This window comes from Pseudomonas sp. NKUCC02_KPG, from assembly GCF_019345465.1.
GTDB lineage: Bacteria > Pseudomonadota > Gammaproteobacteria > Pseudomonadales > Pseudomonadaceae > Aquipseudomonas.
The window spans coordinates 131,797-147,540 of sequence record NZ_JAHKRC010000008.1; the positions used below are offsets into that span (position 1 = coordinate 131,797).

Consider the following 15,744-nt stretch of genomic DNA (forward strand, 5'->3'; position numbering starts at 1 on the left):
ATCATTGGTCCCAAATGGGTGTCCGGGACGCTCATCCAGGAATGCCGAGCACTCATGCGCATGGGGGCTTTTTGAGCCGCTTAGCCAGAGTTGCAAGGATTCCCAACAGAAGCTGTTTTCAAAGTTTTACGCCTTCCGAACGGGGGGAGATGATGAATGTTGGTGCGGGTATCTGCAGTGCAAATACCCTTCACCAACACCGTTCTTCGGGATCAACTGTGCTCGTGACGCTTTGAAAACAGCTTCTAACGGACATTGGCGCCTTAAAAGGCAGACCGATTCTACGGTAAAAACTTGTTAAAGGTAAGTTAGCCCCTGAAGGTTGAGGGGTGATCTGCGTTAGACAAAGGGCTAACATGGCCACCTGTTTCGTTCTGCAGTGCTCTATTTCGCCATGTCCAATCAAACCATCAAGACCCCCTGCATAGGCCTTTGCTCAACGGTCTACGGCGACCTCGTGTGCCGTGGTTGCAAGCGTTTTCACCATGAAGTGATCAATTGGAACGGTTACAACGAGGAAGAAAAACGTGCTGTGTGGCGTCGTCTTGAGCAGCTTTTGGTGCAGGTGATGGCCGGCAAGGTCGAGGTATTCGACCGGGCTACGCTGCGTGACCAACTGGTGGCACGCAAGATCCGCTTTGTACCCAACCAGTCCGAATACTGCTGGGCCTACCAGCTGATTGCCCGCGGTGCGCGGGTGATCAATCAGCTGGAGCTCTATGGCATGGTGCTGCTGCCGGAGTTTCGTGGCTGGGCGCTGCCCGAGTTGCGTGACGCCATTGATCGGGAATTTTTCCTCCTGTCCGAAGCGCATTATCAGCGCTATATAGCTCCCGGGTTTCTGAAAGAGGCGTTTGGCGAATAGGTCGCCAGCCGATCAGCCTTTATTCGCCAGTTCTTCCAGGTGCTCGATCATGTCCTCGGGCTTGAGCACCAGAATGTCGCTTTCCAGCTTGTCGATCACCACCTCGGCCGTATTGCCGATCAATGCCCCCGAGAACCCGGTGCGCGCCACTGTGCCCATGACCGTTACCACTGCACCCAGGGCCTTGGCGACCCGTGGGATGATCACGTCTGCCGGGCCTTCCTCGATATGCAGGCGGCTGTCGTCAATTTCACACTGTTGCTGAAACACCCGGCACTCTGCCCGGTAGGTTTCTTGCAGTTGCGTGTCCAATGGGTAGGCTGCGTCGACAGCGGCGAGCATAGGGGCGGGGTGCGCGCTGACGACATGAAATTGTGCATGGGCCATGCTGGCGATCCGAAAACCGTGGTCAACGATGCTTGAGTGCAGGGCCATGTGCTCAGGGTCGTTGTTGCCCACGTCGACGGCGGCCAATATGACCCCGTGTTCCCAGGATTCAGCGGTCTTGGCCAACAATACCGGGCTTGGGCAATAGCGCAGCAGTTTCCAGTCTTCGGGGGTCAGCAGCACTTTTTTCAGCGGGTTGTCGGGTACGTGTTGCTTGATCACCAGCCCGCAGTTGTGGGCTTGCTGCACCTTGATGATGGTGGCGTGCTGGCTTTCATGCCAGGCCTGCTCGCTGGTGACGCTGTAGGCCTCACTTTTCAGGCTGCTTTCAAGCACGCTCAGCAGGGCTGAGTGGTCATGCTTTTTATCGCAGATCAACAGGTGCAAATGCGCTTTTGTGTGGCTGGCGATGTGTTTGGCGCGCTTGAGGGCGAGACTTTCCATCAGATGGGGCTCGATGACGACCAACAGGCTGTTGATGCTGTGCATGACCGGTAACTCCACAAGTAATAAAAGCGGCGTGTAATCACTATAGTTGTTCAGTCGTTGTACCTGTGTTGATGCATATCAAGTTGTGCCGTTGGTGCTGCGCTCCGTGGCCCGTATAATCCCCGGCTCGCCTCAATCCAGTCTTTGTGAGCCTCATGTCAGCGATTTTTCAAAACACTGCCCGTCAGCTGTGCAATCCCCATTGGTCGGGAGCGTGCGCGTGATTCTTCCTGAAATTCATGAGTTCCTGGGCTGCCGCACGCCTGACGGCTGGATCGCAGCGGCATTGGCCGATCAGGAAACCTTGCTGATCGATCACAAAAACTGTGAGTTCAAGGCTGCCAGCACGGCCCTTAGCCTGATTGCCAAGTACCACTCCCATGTTGACCTGATCAACATGATGTCGCGTCTGGCCCGTGAAGAGCTGGTGCATCACGAGCAAGTCATGCGCCTGATGAAAAGGCGCAAGATCGAACTGCGTCAGCTGTCGGCCGGGCGCTATGCCTCGGGGTTGCGCAAAGTGGTGCGCAACCATGAACCGGTCAAGCTGGTGGATACGCTGGTCGTGGGCGCGTTTATCGAAGCCCGCAGTTGCGAGCGTTTCGAAGCATTGGTGCCTCATTTGGACGAAGAACTCGGCAAGTTCTATTTTGGTTTGCTCAAGAGCGAGGCCCGGCATTTTCAGGGCTATCTGAAACTGGCCTATCAGTATGGCGACGCCAAGGATATTGCCCAGGTCATCGAGCGGGTGAGGGCGGCGGAGCAGGAGTTGATCGAGTCCCCGGATGTTGAATTCCGCTTCCACAGTGGTGTGCCAACCCAAGCATGAGTCCTGTAGTCGCTGCCGAGGAACGACGGCTGCGATCGATTGCGAAGAAATCGAAAAGCCTGAATCCGCGATTTAACAGAAAGACCGCGATTTCAGGTTTTTCGACGGCTGCGCCGCCGATCGCAGCCTCGTTCCTCGGCAGCGACTACAGAAAAGATGAGTGCTTACAGCCAGATAGATAGCTGCCTAATTATCGGCTTGACATTAGCTGCCTAGACAGTAATATTTAGAAACATTACTGCCTAGGCAGCTTCCTGGTGCCCTGATGAAGCATTTCCATCCCGATAACTTCCAAAATTGCACCCTGGGCATGCTCCTGGGGCGCACGGCCATGCTCAAGGACCGGATCATCGACCGCCATATGGAGCCTTACGGCATCACGGCGGCGCAGTTCAAGGTTCTGATCATCATGGCCCAGTACGACGTCGATACCCCGGCCGAACTCTGCCGCCACCTGTCTCTGGACAGTGGCTCGATGACCCGCATGCTTGACCGTCTCGAGCAAAAAAATCTGTTGATGCGCCAGCGTTCCGAAGCCGATCGGCGGCAGGTGCGGCTGGTGTTGACCGACGACGGGCAGGCGCTGGCCAGCCAATTGCCGCAGATTGGCGCTGACGCGATGAATCAGCTGGCAAGCGCCATTAGCCCGCAAGAGTTGCAAAGCCTGGAACAGATCCTCAAGAAAATACTGCTGGCAGCGGGTGATCCGATCACTGTCATGCGTTTAGGTGAAAAATGAGCCATATAACGCTGCGTACAGGCCTGAGCCTGGTTTTTACGTCGATGGTACTGGCGGGTTGCGCCAGCTATAGCGGTCTGAACACCGTGGGCGTGAGCCAGGAGGCGAAAAACCTCAAGGCCGCCCAGTCGCTCAACGGCATTACGGTTACACCCGCAGCCTGGCCAGAAAAAGACTGGTGGAAGCGTTTGGGGGACGGGCAGCTGGACGGCCTGATTCAAGAAGCCTTGCGCGACAGCCCGGACATGCAAATAGCCAGTGCTCGTGCGCATCAGGCGACTGCTGCGGCCGGTGCGGCCAATGCCGCACGGATGCCGACCCTGGATGCCGAAGCCGATGTCTCTCGTTCGCGCTTGTCGCGTTCTCAAGATCCGACCGGGCAGGGTGGTCGATACGACACCTTGCGCGATGCCAGTCTGACGTTTAATTACACGTTCGATCTGTGGGGCGGCCAGCGTGATGCCTGGGAGGCAGCGTTGGGCGAAGCCCGCGCGGCCGAAGTCGACAGCCAGGCCGCAAGCCTGACTCTGGCCGCTGATGTGGCGCGGGGTTACAGCAGCCTCGGGCATGCCTTTGTCGTCCGTGATCTGGCCAAGGATGACCTGGAGCGTACTGGCAAATTGCTCGACCTGAGCAAGCGTCGTCTGCAAGCCGGCATCGACAGCCACTACCAGTTTCAGCAAACCGAAAGCCTTGAGGCCAGTTCTCAGGAGCAGTTGATCAGCGCTGAAAAACAACTCAAAAGTGCACGCATCGCGCTTGCGGTATTGCTGGGCAAGGGGCCGGATCGCGGAGTTGATATTGCTCGTCCGAAGATTCTGGCGCCGAGCGCCGTGGCGTTGCCGAGCACCCTGCCGGCTGAGCTGTTGGGTCGTCGCCCGGATCTGGTGGCGGCGCGCTGGCGAGTAGAGGCGGCAAGCAAAAATATTGCGGTGGCCAAGACGCGCTTTTATCCCAATCTCAACTTGAGTGCGGCGGCAGGCACTCAGTCGCTGTTGGGGGATGCGTTGTTCGGGTCTGCCAGTCGCTTTCTCAATATTGCCCCGGCCATTTCGCTGCCGATCTTTGATGGCGGGCGTTTGCGCGCCGGGCTGGATGCCGAGGATGCCAATTACGATCTGGCTGTCGCGCAGTACAACAAGATACTCGTGGGCGCCTTGGGCGATGTCAGTAACACCCTGGCTCAACTGAGTGCCGTGGGGCAGCAAATCAACGCCCAGCAGCGGGCAACCGATATCGCTCAGGATTCGTTCAATACCGTGTTGCAGCGCTATGGCTCCGGTGTCGGTAACTACCTGGACGTGCTCAGCATTGAGCAGCAACTGCTTCTGGCCCAGCGTCAGCTGGCGGACCTGAATGCCGAGCAGATCGACCTTTCGATACAACTGATGCAAGCCCTGGGCGGTGGATTTGAGCCCGGCAATACGGCCGAGGCCGTTCCCTCTCAAGTCCTTGTTGGCAGAATTATTTAGGTACTCGTCATGGCTACTGTGCAAACACCGAATGAAACGCAAAACACCCAGGACGCGGGTAATCAGCGCAAGCGCAAGCTCTTGCTCAGTGGCCTGGCGATTCTGGTCATCCTGGCAGGCCTGGGTGTCTGGGGCTGGGAAGAATTTTATGGTCGCTGGAATGAAAGCACCGACGATGCCTATGTAAATGGCAACGTGGTTGAAATCACGCCTCTTGTCACCGGTACGGTGGTGAGTATTGGTGCGGATGATGGCGATCTGGTTCATGAGGGCCAGGTGCTGCTTAATTTCGATCCGAGCGATGCGCAGGTGGGCCTGCAAAGCGCCGAGGCCAACCTGGCGCGTACCGTGCGCCAGGTTCGTGGTCTGTTCAGTGACGTGAAGGGCATGAAGGCCCAGGTGGCTGCGCAGAAGGTCGAAGTGCAAAAGAACCAGGACAACTACAACCGCCGGAAAAGTCTGGCGGCTGGCGGGGCAATTTCCCAAGAAGAGCTGTCCCATGCCCGGGATGACCTGTCTTCAGCGCAAAGCGCCCTGCGCAATGCCGAACAAAAACTCGATACCACCCGTGCGCTGGTCGATAACACCTCGGTGGCCAACCACCCGGATGTGAAAGCTGCTGCAGCTCAGTTGCGTCAGGCTTACCTGGCAAACGCCCGTTCCACCCTGATTGCTCCGGTCACCGGGTATGTGGCCAAGCGCACTGTTCAGTTGGGTCAGCGGGTTCAGCCGGGCACCGCGTTGATGGCGGTCATTCCGCTGAATCAGCTGTGGATTGATGCCAACTTCAAGGAAACCCAGCTGCACAAGATGCGCATCGGTCAGCCGGTGGACATTGAATCGGATATCTATGGCAGCAGCGTGAAATACAGCGGCACCATCGACAGCATCGGTGCCGGGACGGGCAGCGCATTTGCCCTGCTGCCTGCGCAAAATGCCACGGGTAACTGGATCAAGATCGTGCAGCGTGTGCCGGTGCGTATCCACATCAATGCCGGTGAGCTGGCTGCACATCCGCTGCGTGTTGGTTTGTCGACAACGGTTGATGTGAACCTGCGTGACCAGAGCGGCCCGGTGCTGGCCCAGCAACCGCCGCAAAAAGCCTCGTTCACCACCCATGTCTATGCGCAGCAATTGGCCGAGGCCGAAGCCCTGATCACGCGTTTGATTGACAGCAACAGCGCTGCAACAGGCGATATGGCCGCCCAACGCTGATTCGCCAATCCATGAGCCTCGCCGCACCGGCGAGGCTGCATCCCCGGCTTTAAAGGATTTGCGATGAGTACAAACGCGTCTTTTACCCCTCCCAGCTTGGTAATGGCCACTATTGGTCTGTCGCTTGCAACCTTTATGCAGGTGCTCGATACGACCATCGCCAACGTCGCCTTGCCCACCATCTCCGGCAACCTTGGGGTGAGTTCTGAGCAGGGCACGTGGGTGATTACTTCATTTGCGGTCAGTAACGCGATTGCCTTGCCCCTGACAGGCTGGCTGAGTCGCCGTTTTGGCGAAGTGAAGCTGTTTTTGTGGGCCACAATCCTGTTCGTGCTGGCCTCGTTCTTGTGCGGTATTTCGACCTCGATGCCTGAACTGGTCGGGTTTCGGGTGCTGCAAGGGTTGGTGGCCGGGCCGCTGTATCCCATGACGCAAACCCTGTTGATTGCGGTGTACCCACCTGCGAAACGGGGGATGGCATTGGCATTGCTGGCGATGGTCACGGTGGTTGCGCCCATTGCGGGTCCCATTCTGGGTGGCTGGATCACAGACAGTTACAGCTGGCCCTGGATCTTCTTCATCAATATCCCGATCGGTATCTTCGCGGTGATGGTGGTTCGCCAGCAACTGAAGTCCCGCCCCGTGGTGATCACCCGTCAGCCGATGGACTATGTGGGGTTGATTACCCTGATCATTGGTGTAGGCGCGCTGCAGATCGTACTCGACAAGGGCAATGATCTGGACTGGTTCGAGTCCAACTTCATCCTTTTGGGCAGCGCATTGTCGGTAGTAGCACTGGCGGCTTTCATCATTTGGGAAATGACCGACAAGCATCCGATCGTCAACTTGCGCCTGTTTGCCCACCGTAACTTTCGCATCGGCACCATTGTGCTGGTGTTGGGGTATGCCGGGTTCTTCGGCATCAATTTGATTTTGCCGCAATGGCTGCAGACGCAGATGGGCTACACCGCGACCTGGGCGGGTTTGGCTGTGGCACCGATCGGGATCTTGCCGGTGTTGATGTCGCCGTTTGTGGGCAAGTACGCGCATAAATTCGATTTGCGCTTGCTGGCTGGCCTGGCGTTTCTGGCTATCGGCCTGAGTTGCTTTATGCGTGCAGACTTCACCAATGAGGTGGATTTCCAGCATATCGCGATGGTGCAGCTGTTTATGGGGATTGGCGTGGCCTTGTTCTTTATGCCGACGCTGACCATTTTGATGTCGGATTTACCGCCGCATCAGATCGCCGATGGCGCTGGGCTCGCAACGTTCTTGCGGACCCTGGGGGGGAGTTTTGCGGCCTCCTTGACCACATGGATCTGGATTCGCAGGGCGGATCAGCATCATGCCTACATGAGTGAAAGCATCAGCGCCTATGACCCGGTGACACGCCATACCTTGGAAAGCCTGGGGGGTGCCAGTACGCCTGCCTACGCTCAGATGGATAAGATTCTGACCAGTCAGGCGTATATGTTTTCCACCGTGGACTACTTCACCATGATGGGCTGGCTGTTTATGGGGTTGATTTTGTTGGTATGGCTGGCCAAGCCACCGTTTGCCGCCAAAGCGGGGCCGGCGACCAGCGGGCATTGATGTGGGCTTTTACCCTCTCCCTCCGGGAGAGGGCCAGGGTGAGGGGCTCTTGAATCTAGGCTGGCGTGAAATCAAACGGCATCAGTTGCATGCCGTGCTCATCCACTTGCAGTACCCAGCCTTGACGGTCCCAGTCGCCGAGCACAATGCGTTTGGCGGCGTGATCTGCAACCAGCAGTTTGTGGATCGCGGGACGGTGGGTATGGCCGTGAATCAAGGTGTGTACGCCAAAGTCAGCCATGATCCGGGGCACTTCCTCGGGAGTCACGTCGACGATGTCATTGGCTTTCATACGGGTCTGGACACGGCTTTCACTGCGCAGTTTGCGCGCCAATTTATGCCGCGTGCCCAAGGGCAGGTGGCGCAGAATCCACAAAGTGATGGGGTTGCGCAGGTAGCGTCGCAGGCGCATGTAGGCTTCGTCGCGAGTGCACAGGCTGTCGCCGTGCATCAACAAAACCGGCTCGCCATAAAAGTCCGCAACACTGGGGTCTTTGATCAGGGTGCAGCCAGCCGCTTTACAAAAGGCCTGGCCAAGCAAGAAATCGCGGTTGCCGTGCATCAGAAAAATCTTGGTGCCGGTATCGCTCAGTGTTCGTAGCGCTTCACAGATCGAGCGCTGGTAGGGCGTCATCGCATCGTCGCCAATCCAGGCTTCGAAAAAATCACCCAAGATGTAGAGCGCCTGAGCCGAGCGGGCACGCCCGGTCAGGAAATCCAGAAACGCCCGGGTTATGTCCGGGCGCTCCTCTTCCAGATGCAAATCTGAAATCAGCAGTATCACTCAATGATCTCTGCTTTCTCGACGATCACGTCTTCTTTAGGCACGTCCTGGTGACCGGCTTTGGAAGTCGTGGCAACACCTTTGATCTTGTCTACAACATCCTGGCCTTCAACGACTTTACCGAATACGGCATAGCCCCAACCTTGAGCGGTTTTGCCGCTGTGGTTCAGGAAGCTGTTGTCAGCCACGTTGATGAAGAACTGGGCGGAAGCCGAATGCGGCTCCATGGTGCGAGCCATGGCCACGGTGTACTTCTCGTTTGGCAGGCCGTTGTCAGCTTCGTTCTGGATGCTTGGGCGCTTGTCTTTCTTTTCTTTCATGCCTGGCTCGAAACCGCCGCCCTGGACCATGAAGTTGCCGATTACACGGTGGAAAACGGTGTTTTCGTAGTGGCCGGCTTTAACGTATTCGATGAAGTTGGCAACGGTGATCGGTGCTTTTTCAGCGTTCAGTTCGATCACGATGTCGCCGTGGTTGGTGCTCAGTTTTACTTTGGTCATGGTCGTTATCGCTCTATCAGAGAATTCGTCGGGCCTGGGCGCGGTGACACGCACCTCAATCCCCCAGGCTGGCTGGGTAGATACAGCCGCGGGCGGAGTTTAGCGTGCCCGCACGGCATTTCGATGGTGTTTTTCCCATATGGGGACTAAAAGCCGGCATTTCAATCGCTTTGATTGAGCACCTGCTCTGTCAGTGACTTGGCGGCATCGGCTATGATAGGCGCTTTGATTTAGTCGGCCGACCCAGGCCGCGCACCCTGTTACGTTCAAGGATCCTATGAGCAAGCCCACTGTCGACCCCACTCTGAATCCAAAGGCTGGCCCTGCTGTCCCGGCCAATTTCCTGCGTCCAATCGTTCAGGCGGACCTTGACTCGGGTAAATGCACACAGATCGTGACCCGCTTCCCGCCAGAGCCAAATGGCTATCTGCACATCGGTCACGCCAAATCCATTTGTGTGAACTTTGGGTTGGCTCAGGAGTTCGGTGGCGTTACGCATTTGCGTTTTGACGACACCAACCCGGCCAAGGAAGACCAGGAATACATCGACGCCATTGAAAGCGACGTCAAATGGCTGGGCTTTGAGTGGTCTGGCGAAGTGCGTTATGCCTCCCAGTATTTCGACCAGTTGCACGAGTGGGCGATTTACCTGATCAAAGAGGGTAAGGCCTACGTTTGCGATCTGACACCCGAGCAGGCCAAGGAATACCGCGGCAGCCTGACTGAGCCTGGCAAGAACAGCCCGTTCCGCGACCGCAGTGTCGAAGAGAACCTTGATCTGTTCGCCCGCATGACGGCCGGTGAATTCGAGGACGGCAAGTGCGTACTGCGGGCCAAGATCGACATGGCCTCGCCGAACATGAACCTGCGCGACCCGATCATGTACCGCATCCGCCATGCCCACCATCACCAGACCGGTGACAAGTGGTGCATCTACCCGAACTATGACTTCACGCACGGTCAGTCGGACGCCATCGAAGGGATCACCCATTCGATATGCACCCTGGAATTCGAAAGCCATCGCCCGTTGTATGAGTGGTTCCTCGACAGCCTGCCAGTGCCTGCGCGCCCGCGTCAGTACGAATTCAGCCGTCTTAACCTGAACTACACCATCACCAGCAAGCGCAAGCTCAAGCAATTGGTTGACGAAAAACACGTCAATGGCTGGGATGACCCGCGCATGTCCACGCTGTCGGGTTTCCGTCGCCGTGGCTACACGCCCAAGTCGATCCGTAACTTCTGCGACATGGTCGGCACCAACCGTTCTGACGGTGTGGTTGACTTCGGCATGCTGGAATTCAGCATTCGTGACGATCTGGACCACAGCGCACCCCGTGCCATGTGCGTACTGCGCCCGCTGAAAGTCATCATCACCAACTACCCGCAAGACAAGGTCGAAAACCTTGAATTGCCTTGTCACCCGAAAGAAGACATGGGGGTGCGGGTATTGCCGTTCGCCCGTGAAATCTACATCGACCGTGACGACTTCATGGAAGAGCCGCCAAAAGGCTACAAGCGTCTTGAGCCTGCGGGCGAGGTGCGTTTGCGCGGCAGCTATGTGATTCGTGCTGACGAAGCGATCAAGGACGCCGATGGCAACATCGTCGAACTGCATTGCTCGTACGATCCTGAAACCCTGGGTAAAAACCCTGAAGGTCGCAAGGTCAAAGGTGTTGTGCATTGGGTGCCGGCTGCTGCCAGCGTCGAATGCGAAGTGCGTTTGTATGACCGTCTTTTCCGCTCGCCGAACCCTGAAAAGGCCGAGGATGGCGCCGGTTTCCTGGAAAACATCAACCCTGACTCGCTGCAGGTTCTTACCGGTTGTCGTGCTGAGCCCTCGCTGGGTAATGCACAGCCGGAAGACCGTTTCCAGTTCGAGCGCGAAGGTTACTTCTGCGCGGATATCAAGGACTCGAAACCCGGTCACCCGGTATTCAACCGTACCGTGACCTTGCGTGATTCGTGGGGCCAGTGATCAAGTTTTGAAGGAAAAAGCCGTGCTTACGATCTACAACACGCTCACCAAGAGCAAAGAAGTATTCAAGCCGCTGGACGGTAACAATGTGCGCATGTACGTGTGCGGCATGACCGTGTACGACTACTGCCACATTGGTCATGGCCGCAGCATGATTGCGTTCGATCTGGTGACCCGCTGGTTGCGTTTCAGCGGCTACAACCTGACCTACGTGCGAAACATCACGGACATCGAAGACAAGATCATCAATCGTGCCCGGGAGAACGGCGAGCCTTTCGAGGCGCTGACCGAGCGCATGATCGCAGCGATGCATGAAGACGAAGCGCGGCTCAATATCCTCAAGCCGGATATGGAGCCTCGTGCCACGGACCATATCCCTGGCATGCACGCAATGATCCAGACCTTGATCGACAAGGGCTACGCCTATGCTCCGGGCAATGGTGACGTGTACTACCGTGTTGCCAGGTTCATGGGCTACGGCAAGCTGTCGCGCAAAAAGATCGAAGATCTGCGCATTGGCGCTCGCATCGAAGTCGACGAGGCCAAGGATGATCCGCTGGACTTCGTGCTCTGGAAAGGCGTCAAGCCAGGAGAGCCGAGCTGGGAGTCTCCGTGGGGGTCTGGTCGTCCGGGCTGGCACATCGAATGTTCGGTGATGTCTACCTGCTGCCTGGGTGAGACCTTCGATATTCATGGTGGCGGGAGCGATCTTGAGTTTCCGCACCATGAAAACGAAATCGCCCAAAGCGAAGCGGCAACCGGCAAGACCTACGCCAATGCCTGGATGCACTGCGGGATGATTCGCATCAATGGCGAGAAGATGTCCAAGTCCTTGAACAACTTCTTCACCATTCGCGACGTTCTGGAGAAATATCATCCAGAAGTTGTGCGTTACCTGTTGGTCTCAAGCCATTACCGTAGCTCGATCAACTACTCCGAAGACAATCTCAAGGATGCGAAAGCGGCCCTGGATCGCTTCTATAACGCACTTAAAGGCCTGCCCAAGGTTGCTCCGGTCGGTGGTGAGGCGTTTGTTGAGCGTTTTACCCAGGTCATGAACGACGACTTCGGTACGCCTGAAGCCTGTGCGGTGCTGTTCGAGATGGTTCGTGAGATCAACCGTTTGCGCGAAACCGACCTGCAGGCAGCTGCCGGTCTGGCGGCGCGACTCAAGCAACTGGCCGATGTGTTGGGTGTGTTGCAGCTTGAGGCGGATGACTTTCTGCAGGCGGGTGCTGAAGGCAAGATCGATGCGGCTCAGGTAGATGCGTTGATCGAAGCGCGTCTGGCGGCCCGTGCCGGCAAGGACTGGGCAGAGTCTGATCGAATTCGTGATCAGCTCGCCGCGATGGGTGTTGTGCTGGAAGACGGTAAGGGTGGGACGACCTGGCGCTTGGCTGACTAGGTTGCTCGTTGTATGAATAAAGGCCCGCCAAGTGCGGGCTTTTGTTTGTCCTGCTTTTGGCGGCGCCAATAACAACGGCACCCGAAGGTGCCGTTGTGTTTGTAGCAGCTTGAACGTTTAGCCGTGCAATGTTTCAGCTGCGTACAGGGTGTTTTCAAGCAGGCAGGCACGAGTCATCGGGCCTACGCCGCCTGGAACTGGAGTGATCCAGCCGGCGCGGGGCAGGGCGGTCTCGTACACCACGTCGCCGACCAGCTTGCCATCAGCCTGACGGTTGATGCCAACGTCGATCACGATAGCGCCTTCCTTGATCCACTCGCCTTTGACCAGGCCTGGCTTGCCAGCAGCCACGACCACCAGGTCGGCACGGCCAACATGGCCGGCCAGATCCTTGGTAAAGCGGTGGGTCACGGTCACGGTGCAGCCAGCCAGCAGCAGCTCCATGGCCATTGGCCTGCCAACGATGTTCGAGGCTCCGACAATCACTGCGTCCATTCCGTACAGATTCTGGCCGGTGCTTTCCAGCAGGGCCATGATGCCTTTCGGCGTGCATGGGCGCAGCAGCGGGATGCGTTGGGCCAGGCGGCCGACGTTATAAGGGTGGAAACCGTCGACGTCTTTGTCCGGGCGAATGCGTTCCAGTAGTTTGGAGGCATCCAGGTGGGCAGGCAGAGGCAGTTGCAGCAGGATGCCGTCGATGTTCGCGTCGTCATTGAGACGATCGATCAGGTCGGTCAAGTCCTGCTGGGTGGTGTCAGAAGGCAGATCATAGGCTTGGGAAAGAAAGCCTACCTCTTCGCAGTCTTTACGCTTGTGCGAAACATAAACCTGGGAAGCAGGATCGCTGCCGACCAGAATCACTGCCAGACCAGGGGTGCGCAGGCCTTGCTCGTGACGCTCGGCGACACGTTTGGCAATCTGCTGGCGCAGGCTGGCGGCAATCGCTTTACCGTCGATTAGTTGTGCAGTCATTACGCGTGATTAACCATCGTAAAGGGTGGAAAAAGGACGTGCATTCTCGCATGCCGTGGCGCGACGGCAAAGGCGCCTGGTCTGTTTATTGCCCTAACTCCTTTATATTTCTAAACTTTTTTCAAAAAAGAGTTGACGACTTTAAGGCTCACCTATAACATTCGTCGCACTTGTCGGGCACAGCCTAGCACTGGTTAAGAAGGTAGAGCGAAGTTGTTGTCCAGCTTGGTGATACTGAAAGCACTTGGTTTGTAGTCGTCAAAGAATACAGGCTAACAAGGCGCCCGTAGCTCAGCTGGATAGAGCATCCGCCTTCTAAGCGGATGGTCGCAGGTTCGAGTCCTGCCGGGTGCGCCATTAGGCAGCTTTGGCACAAGTAAGCGGTACAGGCAATATGGTGGGCGTAGCTCAGTTGGTAGAGCACGGGATTGTGACTCCCGTTGTCGAGGGTTCGATCCCCTTCGTCCACCCCATATTTAGAAGGCCGCCAGATTAATAGTCTGGCGTCTTTGCTTCAAAAGTTTGAATTGCGGATGTGGTGGAATTGGTAGACACACTGGATTTAGGTTCCAGCGCCGCAAGGTGTGAGAGTTCGAGTCTCTCCGTCCGCACCAAATTTGAACAAAGCCGCTTGTAGCGGCTTTTTTCTTTTGTTTTAACTGTTTGTTGCATCAGGCAAGCAGGGTTTTAAGCGCACTATGGTGGGCGTAGCTCAGTTGGTAGAGCACGGGATTGTGACTCCCGTTGTCGAGGGTTCGATCCCCTTCGTCCACCCCATATTTAAAAAAAACGCCAGATTAATAGTCTGGCGTTTTTTTGTATCTGCAGTTTGAAAAAACGGACATATGGGTGTCTCTCGGCGCCTCATTTGTCGCATGCTTAGCGTCCTTTACGATTTGTGTGACAATGCGCGCAGATTGGGTGGCTCCAAAGGCTACCTGTTATCGCCAAATAATCGGTACACGCTTCTATCTATATAGAAGGCGAGGCGAATGGCTGCTTTTACTTAAATTCTGTCGGCCGTTTCTCAGGGTGTTTGCGGTAGGGTGACTTCTTGAGTTTGACCCACTAGAATGCTTGCCCTTGATTATGGGGTCGGAAACGGCCGGCTAATGTCTGTGCAACGAGGAATATCCATGCAAGTTTCTGTTGAAAATACTTCCGCTCTTGAGCGTCGCATGACCATTGGCGTGCCATCAGAGCGTATTGAGGCTGAAGTCAACAAGCGTCTGCAACAGACTGCCCAAAAGGCCAAGATCCCGGGCTTCCGTCCAGGCAAGGTGCCAATGAGCGTGATCCGTCAGCGTTACGAAGCTGATGCGCGTCAAGAAGCTCTGGGCAATGTGATTCAGGCTTCCTTCTACGAAGCAGTGGTTGAGCAGAAGCTGAACCCGGCTGGCGCACCTTCGGTTGAGCCTAAAGTCTTCGAAAAAGGCAAGGATCTGGAATACGTTGCTACTTTCGAAGTGTTCCCTGAATTCGAAGTAACCGGTCTGGACACTATCGCTATCGAGCGCCTGAGCGCCGAAGTGGCTGATGCCGACCTGGACAAAATGCTGGACGTGCTGCGCAAGCAGAACACCCGTTTTGAAGTGACTGACCGTGCTGCCCAGAACGATGACCAGCTGAACATCGATTTCGTTGGCAAGGTTGATGGCGAAGTATTCGCTGGCGGTTCCGCTACTGGTACTCAGTTGGTTCTGGGTTCGGGCCGCATGATTCCTGGCTTCGAAGAAGGCCTGGTTGGCGCTAAAGCTGGCGAAGAGCGCGTTCTGAAGCTGACTTTCCCTGCTGACTACCAGAATCTGGACCTGGCCGGCAAAGAAGCTGAGTTCACCGTGACTGTGAACACTGTTTCCGAGCCTAAGCTGCCTGAGCTGAACGAAGAGTTCTTCGCTCAATTCGGTATCAAGGAAACGGGTCTGGAAGGTTTCCGTGCCGAAGTTCGCAAGAACATGGAGCGTGAACTGCGTCAGGCTATCAAGTCCAAGGTCAAGAATCAGGTAATGGACGGTCTGTTGGCTGCCAACCCGATCGAAGTGCCTAAATCCCTGCTGTCCAACGAAGTTGATCGTCTGCGTGTGCAGGCTGTTCAGCAGTTCGGCGGCAACATCAAGCCTGATCAACTGCCAGCTGAGCTGTTCGAAGAGCAAGCCAGCCGTCGCGTAGTTCTGGGTCTGATCGTAGCTGAAGTGGTCAAGCAGTTCGACCTCAAGCCTGACGAAGATCGCGTTCGCGAAATGATTCAGGAAATGGCTTCCGCATACCAGGAGCCAGAGCAGGTTGTAGCTTGGTACTACAAAAACGACGCTCAATTGAACGAGGTTCGTTCGGTTGTGCTGGAAGAGCAAGTTGTGGATACTGTTCTGCAGAAGGCTAAGGTGACCGATAAAGCGGTCTCTTACGAAGAAGCTGTCAAGCCGGTGGAAGCTCCACAAGCCGACTGATTTCTGACTCGTTAGAAAACACAACCATAAGCCAGCCTCGAGCTGGCTTATGCGTATCCAGACAAGACTATT

The 15,744-nt window shown here is 56.2% G+C and carries 13 protein-coding genes and 4 tRNA genes; 13 read left to right on the plus strand and 4 right to left on the minus strand.

The window, feature by feature from the left end; all coding sequences use genetic code 11:
• Positions 1–394 precede the first annotated feature (394 nt).
• Positions 395–865 (plus strand): DUF1289 domain-containing protein, encoded by a 471-nt coding sequence (locus KO536_RS13155; protein ID WP_019823181.1) that lies wholly within the window; start codon positions 395–397, stop codon positions 863–865.
• 12 nt (positions 866–877) lie between these two features.
• On the opposite strand, the gene KO536_RS13160 is transcribed toward KO536_RS13155, so the two are convergent.
• Positions 878–1,741, minus strand: coding sequence for a universal stress protein (locus KO536_RS13160; protein WP_133077965.1), 864 nt, complete (start codon positions 1,739–1,741; stop codon positions 878–880).
• Positions 1,742–1,961: 220 nt separating this feature from the next.
• On the opposite strand from KO536_RS13160, the gene KO536_RS13165 reads away from it, so the two are divergent.
• The 5 genes from KO536_RS13165 (at position 1,962) to KO536_RS13185 (ending at position 7,589) form a co-directional block, all read left to right on the plus strand.
• On the plus strand, positions 1,962–2,570 hold the full coding sequence (locus tag KO536_RS13165; RefSeq protein ID WP_133077964.1) for a tRNA-(ms[2]io[6]A)-hydroxylase: 609 nt from the start codon (positions 1,962–1,964) through the stop codon (positions 2,568–2,570).
• 265 nt (positions 2,571–2,835) lie between these two features.
• A complete protein-coding gene (locus KO536_RS13170) occupies positions 2,836–3,309 on the plus strand; it encodes a MarR family winged helix-turn-helix transcriptional regulator (protein WP_133077963.1) in 474 nt (157 codons plus the stop codon).
• Positions 3,306–4,781 carry an efflux transporter outer membrane subunit gene (locus KO536_RS13175; RefSeq protein ID WP_219262076.1) on the plus strand — a complete coding sequence of 492 codons (1,476 nt, stop codon included), beginning with the start codon at positions 3,306–3,308 and terminating at the stop codon, positions 4,779–4,781. The genes KO536_RS13170 and KO536_RS13175 overlap by 4 nt, the downstream gene beginning before the upstream one ends.
• Positions 4,782–4,790: 9 nt before the next feature.
• Positions 4,791–5,996, plus strand: coding sequence for an efflux RND transporter periplasmic adaptor subunit (locus KO536_RS13180; RefSeq protein ID WP_219262077.1), 1,206 nt, complete (start codon positions 4,791–4,793; stop codon positions 5,994–5,996).
• Between the two features lie 63 nt (positions 5,997–6,059).
• Positions 6,060–7,589, plus strand: a complete 1,530-nt coding sequence (locus KO536_RS13185; protein WP_133077960.1) for a DHA2 family efflux MFS transporter permease subunit — start codon at positions 6,060–6,062, stop codon at positions 7,587–7,589.
• Between the two features lie 55 nt (positions 7,590–7,644).
• Here KO536_RS13185 and lpxH read toward each other — a convergent pair whose 3' ends face one another.
• Positions 7,645–8,373, minus strand: coding sequence for a UDP-2,3-diacylglucosamine diphosphatase (gene lpxH, locus KO536_RS13190; protein ID WP_133077959.1), 729 nt, complete (start codon positions 8,371–8,373; stop codon positions 7,645–7,647).
• Positions 8,370–8,873, minus strand: a complete 504-nt coding sequence (locus tag KO536_RS13195) for a peptidylprolyl isomerase (protein ID WP_019823171.1) — start codon at positions 8,871–8,873, stop codon at positions 8,370–8,372. The genes lpxH and KO536_RS13195 overlap by 4 nt, the downstream gene beginning before the upstream one ends.
• A gap of 277 nt (positions 8,874–9,150) precedes the next feature.
• Between KO536_RS13195 and KO536_RS13200 the strand changes: the two genes are divergently transcribed.
• Both KO536_RS13200 and cysS read left to right on the plus strand, forming a co-directional pair.
• Positions 9,151–10,848, plus strand: coding sequence for a glutamine--tRNA ligase/YqeY domain fusion protein (locus tag KO536_RS13200; RefSeq protein ID WP_133077958.1), 1,698 nt, complete (start codon positions 9,151–9,153; stop codon positions 10,846–10,848).
• Between the two features lie 22 nt (positions 10,849–10,870).
• Positions 10,871–12,253, plus strand: coding sequence for a cysteine--tRNA ligase (gene cysS / locus KO536_RS13205; protein WP_219262078.1), 1,383 nt, complete (start codon positions 10,871–10,873; stop codon positions 12,251–12,253).
• Positions 12,254–12,370: 117 nt separating this feature from the next.
• Here cysS and folD read toward each other — a convergent pair whose 3' ends face one another.
• Positions 12,371–13,225 carry a bifunctional methylenetetrahydrofolate dehydrogenase/methenyltetrahydrofolate cyclohydrolase FolD gene (gene folD / locus KO536_RS13210; protein WP_219262079.1) on the minus strand — a complete coding sequence of 285 codons (855 nt, stop codon included), beginning with the start codon at positions 13,223–13,225 and terminating at the stop codon, positions 12,371–12,373.
• A gap of 280 nt (positions 13,226–13,505) precedes the next feature.
• Between folD and KO536_RS13215 the strand changes: the two genes are divergently transcribed.
• From KO536_RS13215 to tig, 5 genes are all read left to right on the plus strand, one after another.
• Positions 13,506–13,582, plus strand: a tRNA-Arg gene (locus KO536_RS13215).
• A gap of 40 nt (positions 13,583–13,622) precedes the next feature.
• A tRNA-His gene (locus KO536_RS13220) sits at positions 13,623–13,698 on the plus strand.
• Positions 13,699–13,754: 56 nt separating this feature from the next.
• Positions 13,755–13,839: transfer RNA gene (locus KO536_RS13225), tRNA-Leu, on the plus strand.
• Between the two features lie 87 nt (positions 13,840–13,926).
• Positions 13,927–14,002: transfer RNA gene (locus tag KO536_RS13230), tRNA-His, on the plus strand.
• A gap of 359 nt (positions 14,003–14,361) precedes the next feature.
• The gene (gene tig, locus KO536_RS13235; RefSeq protein ID WP_133077955.1) at positions 14,362–15,672 is read left to right on the plus strand and encodes a trigger factor; all 1,311 of its coding nucleotides are present in this window, start codon (positions 14,362–14,364) and stop codon (positions 15,670–15,672) included.
• Positions 15,673–15,744: the final 72 nt, after the last annotated feature.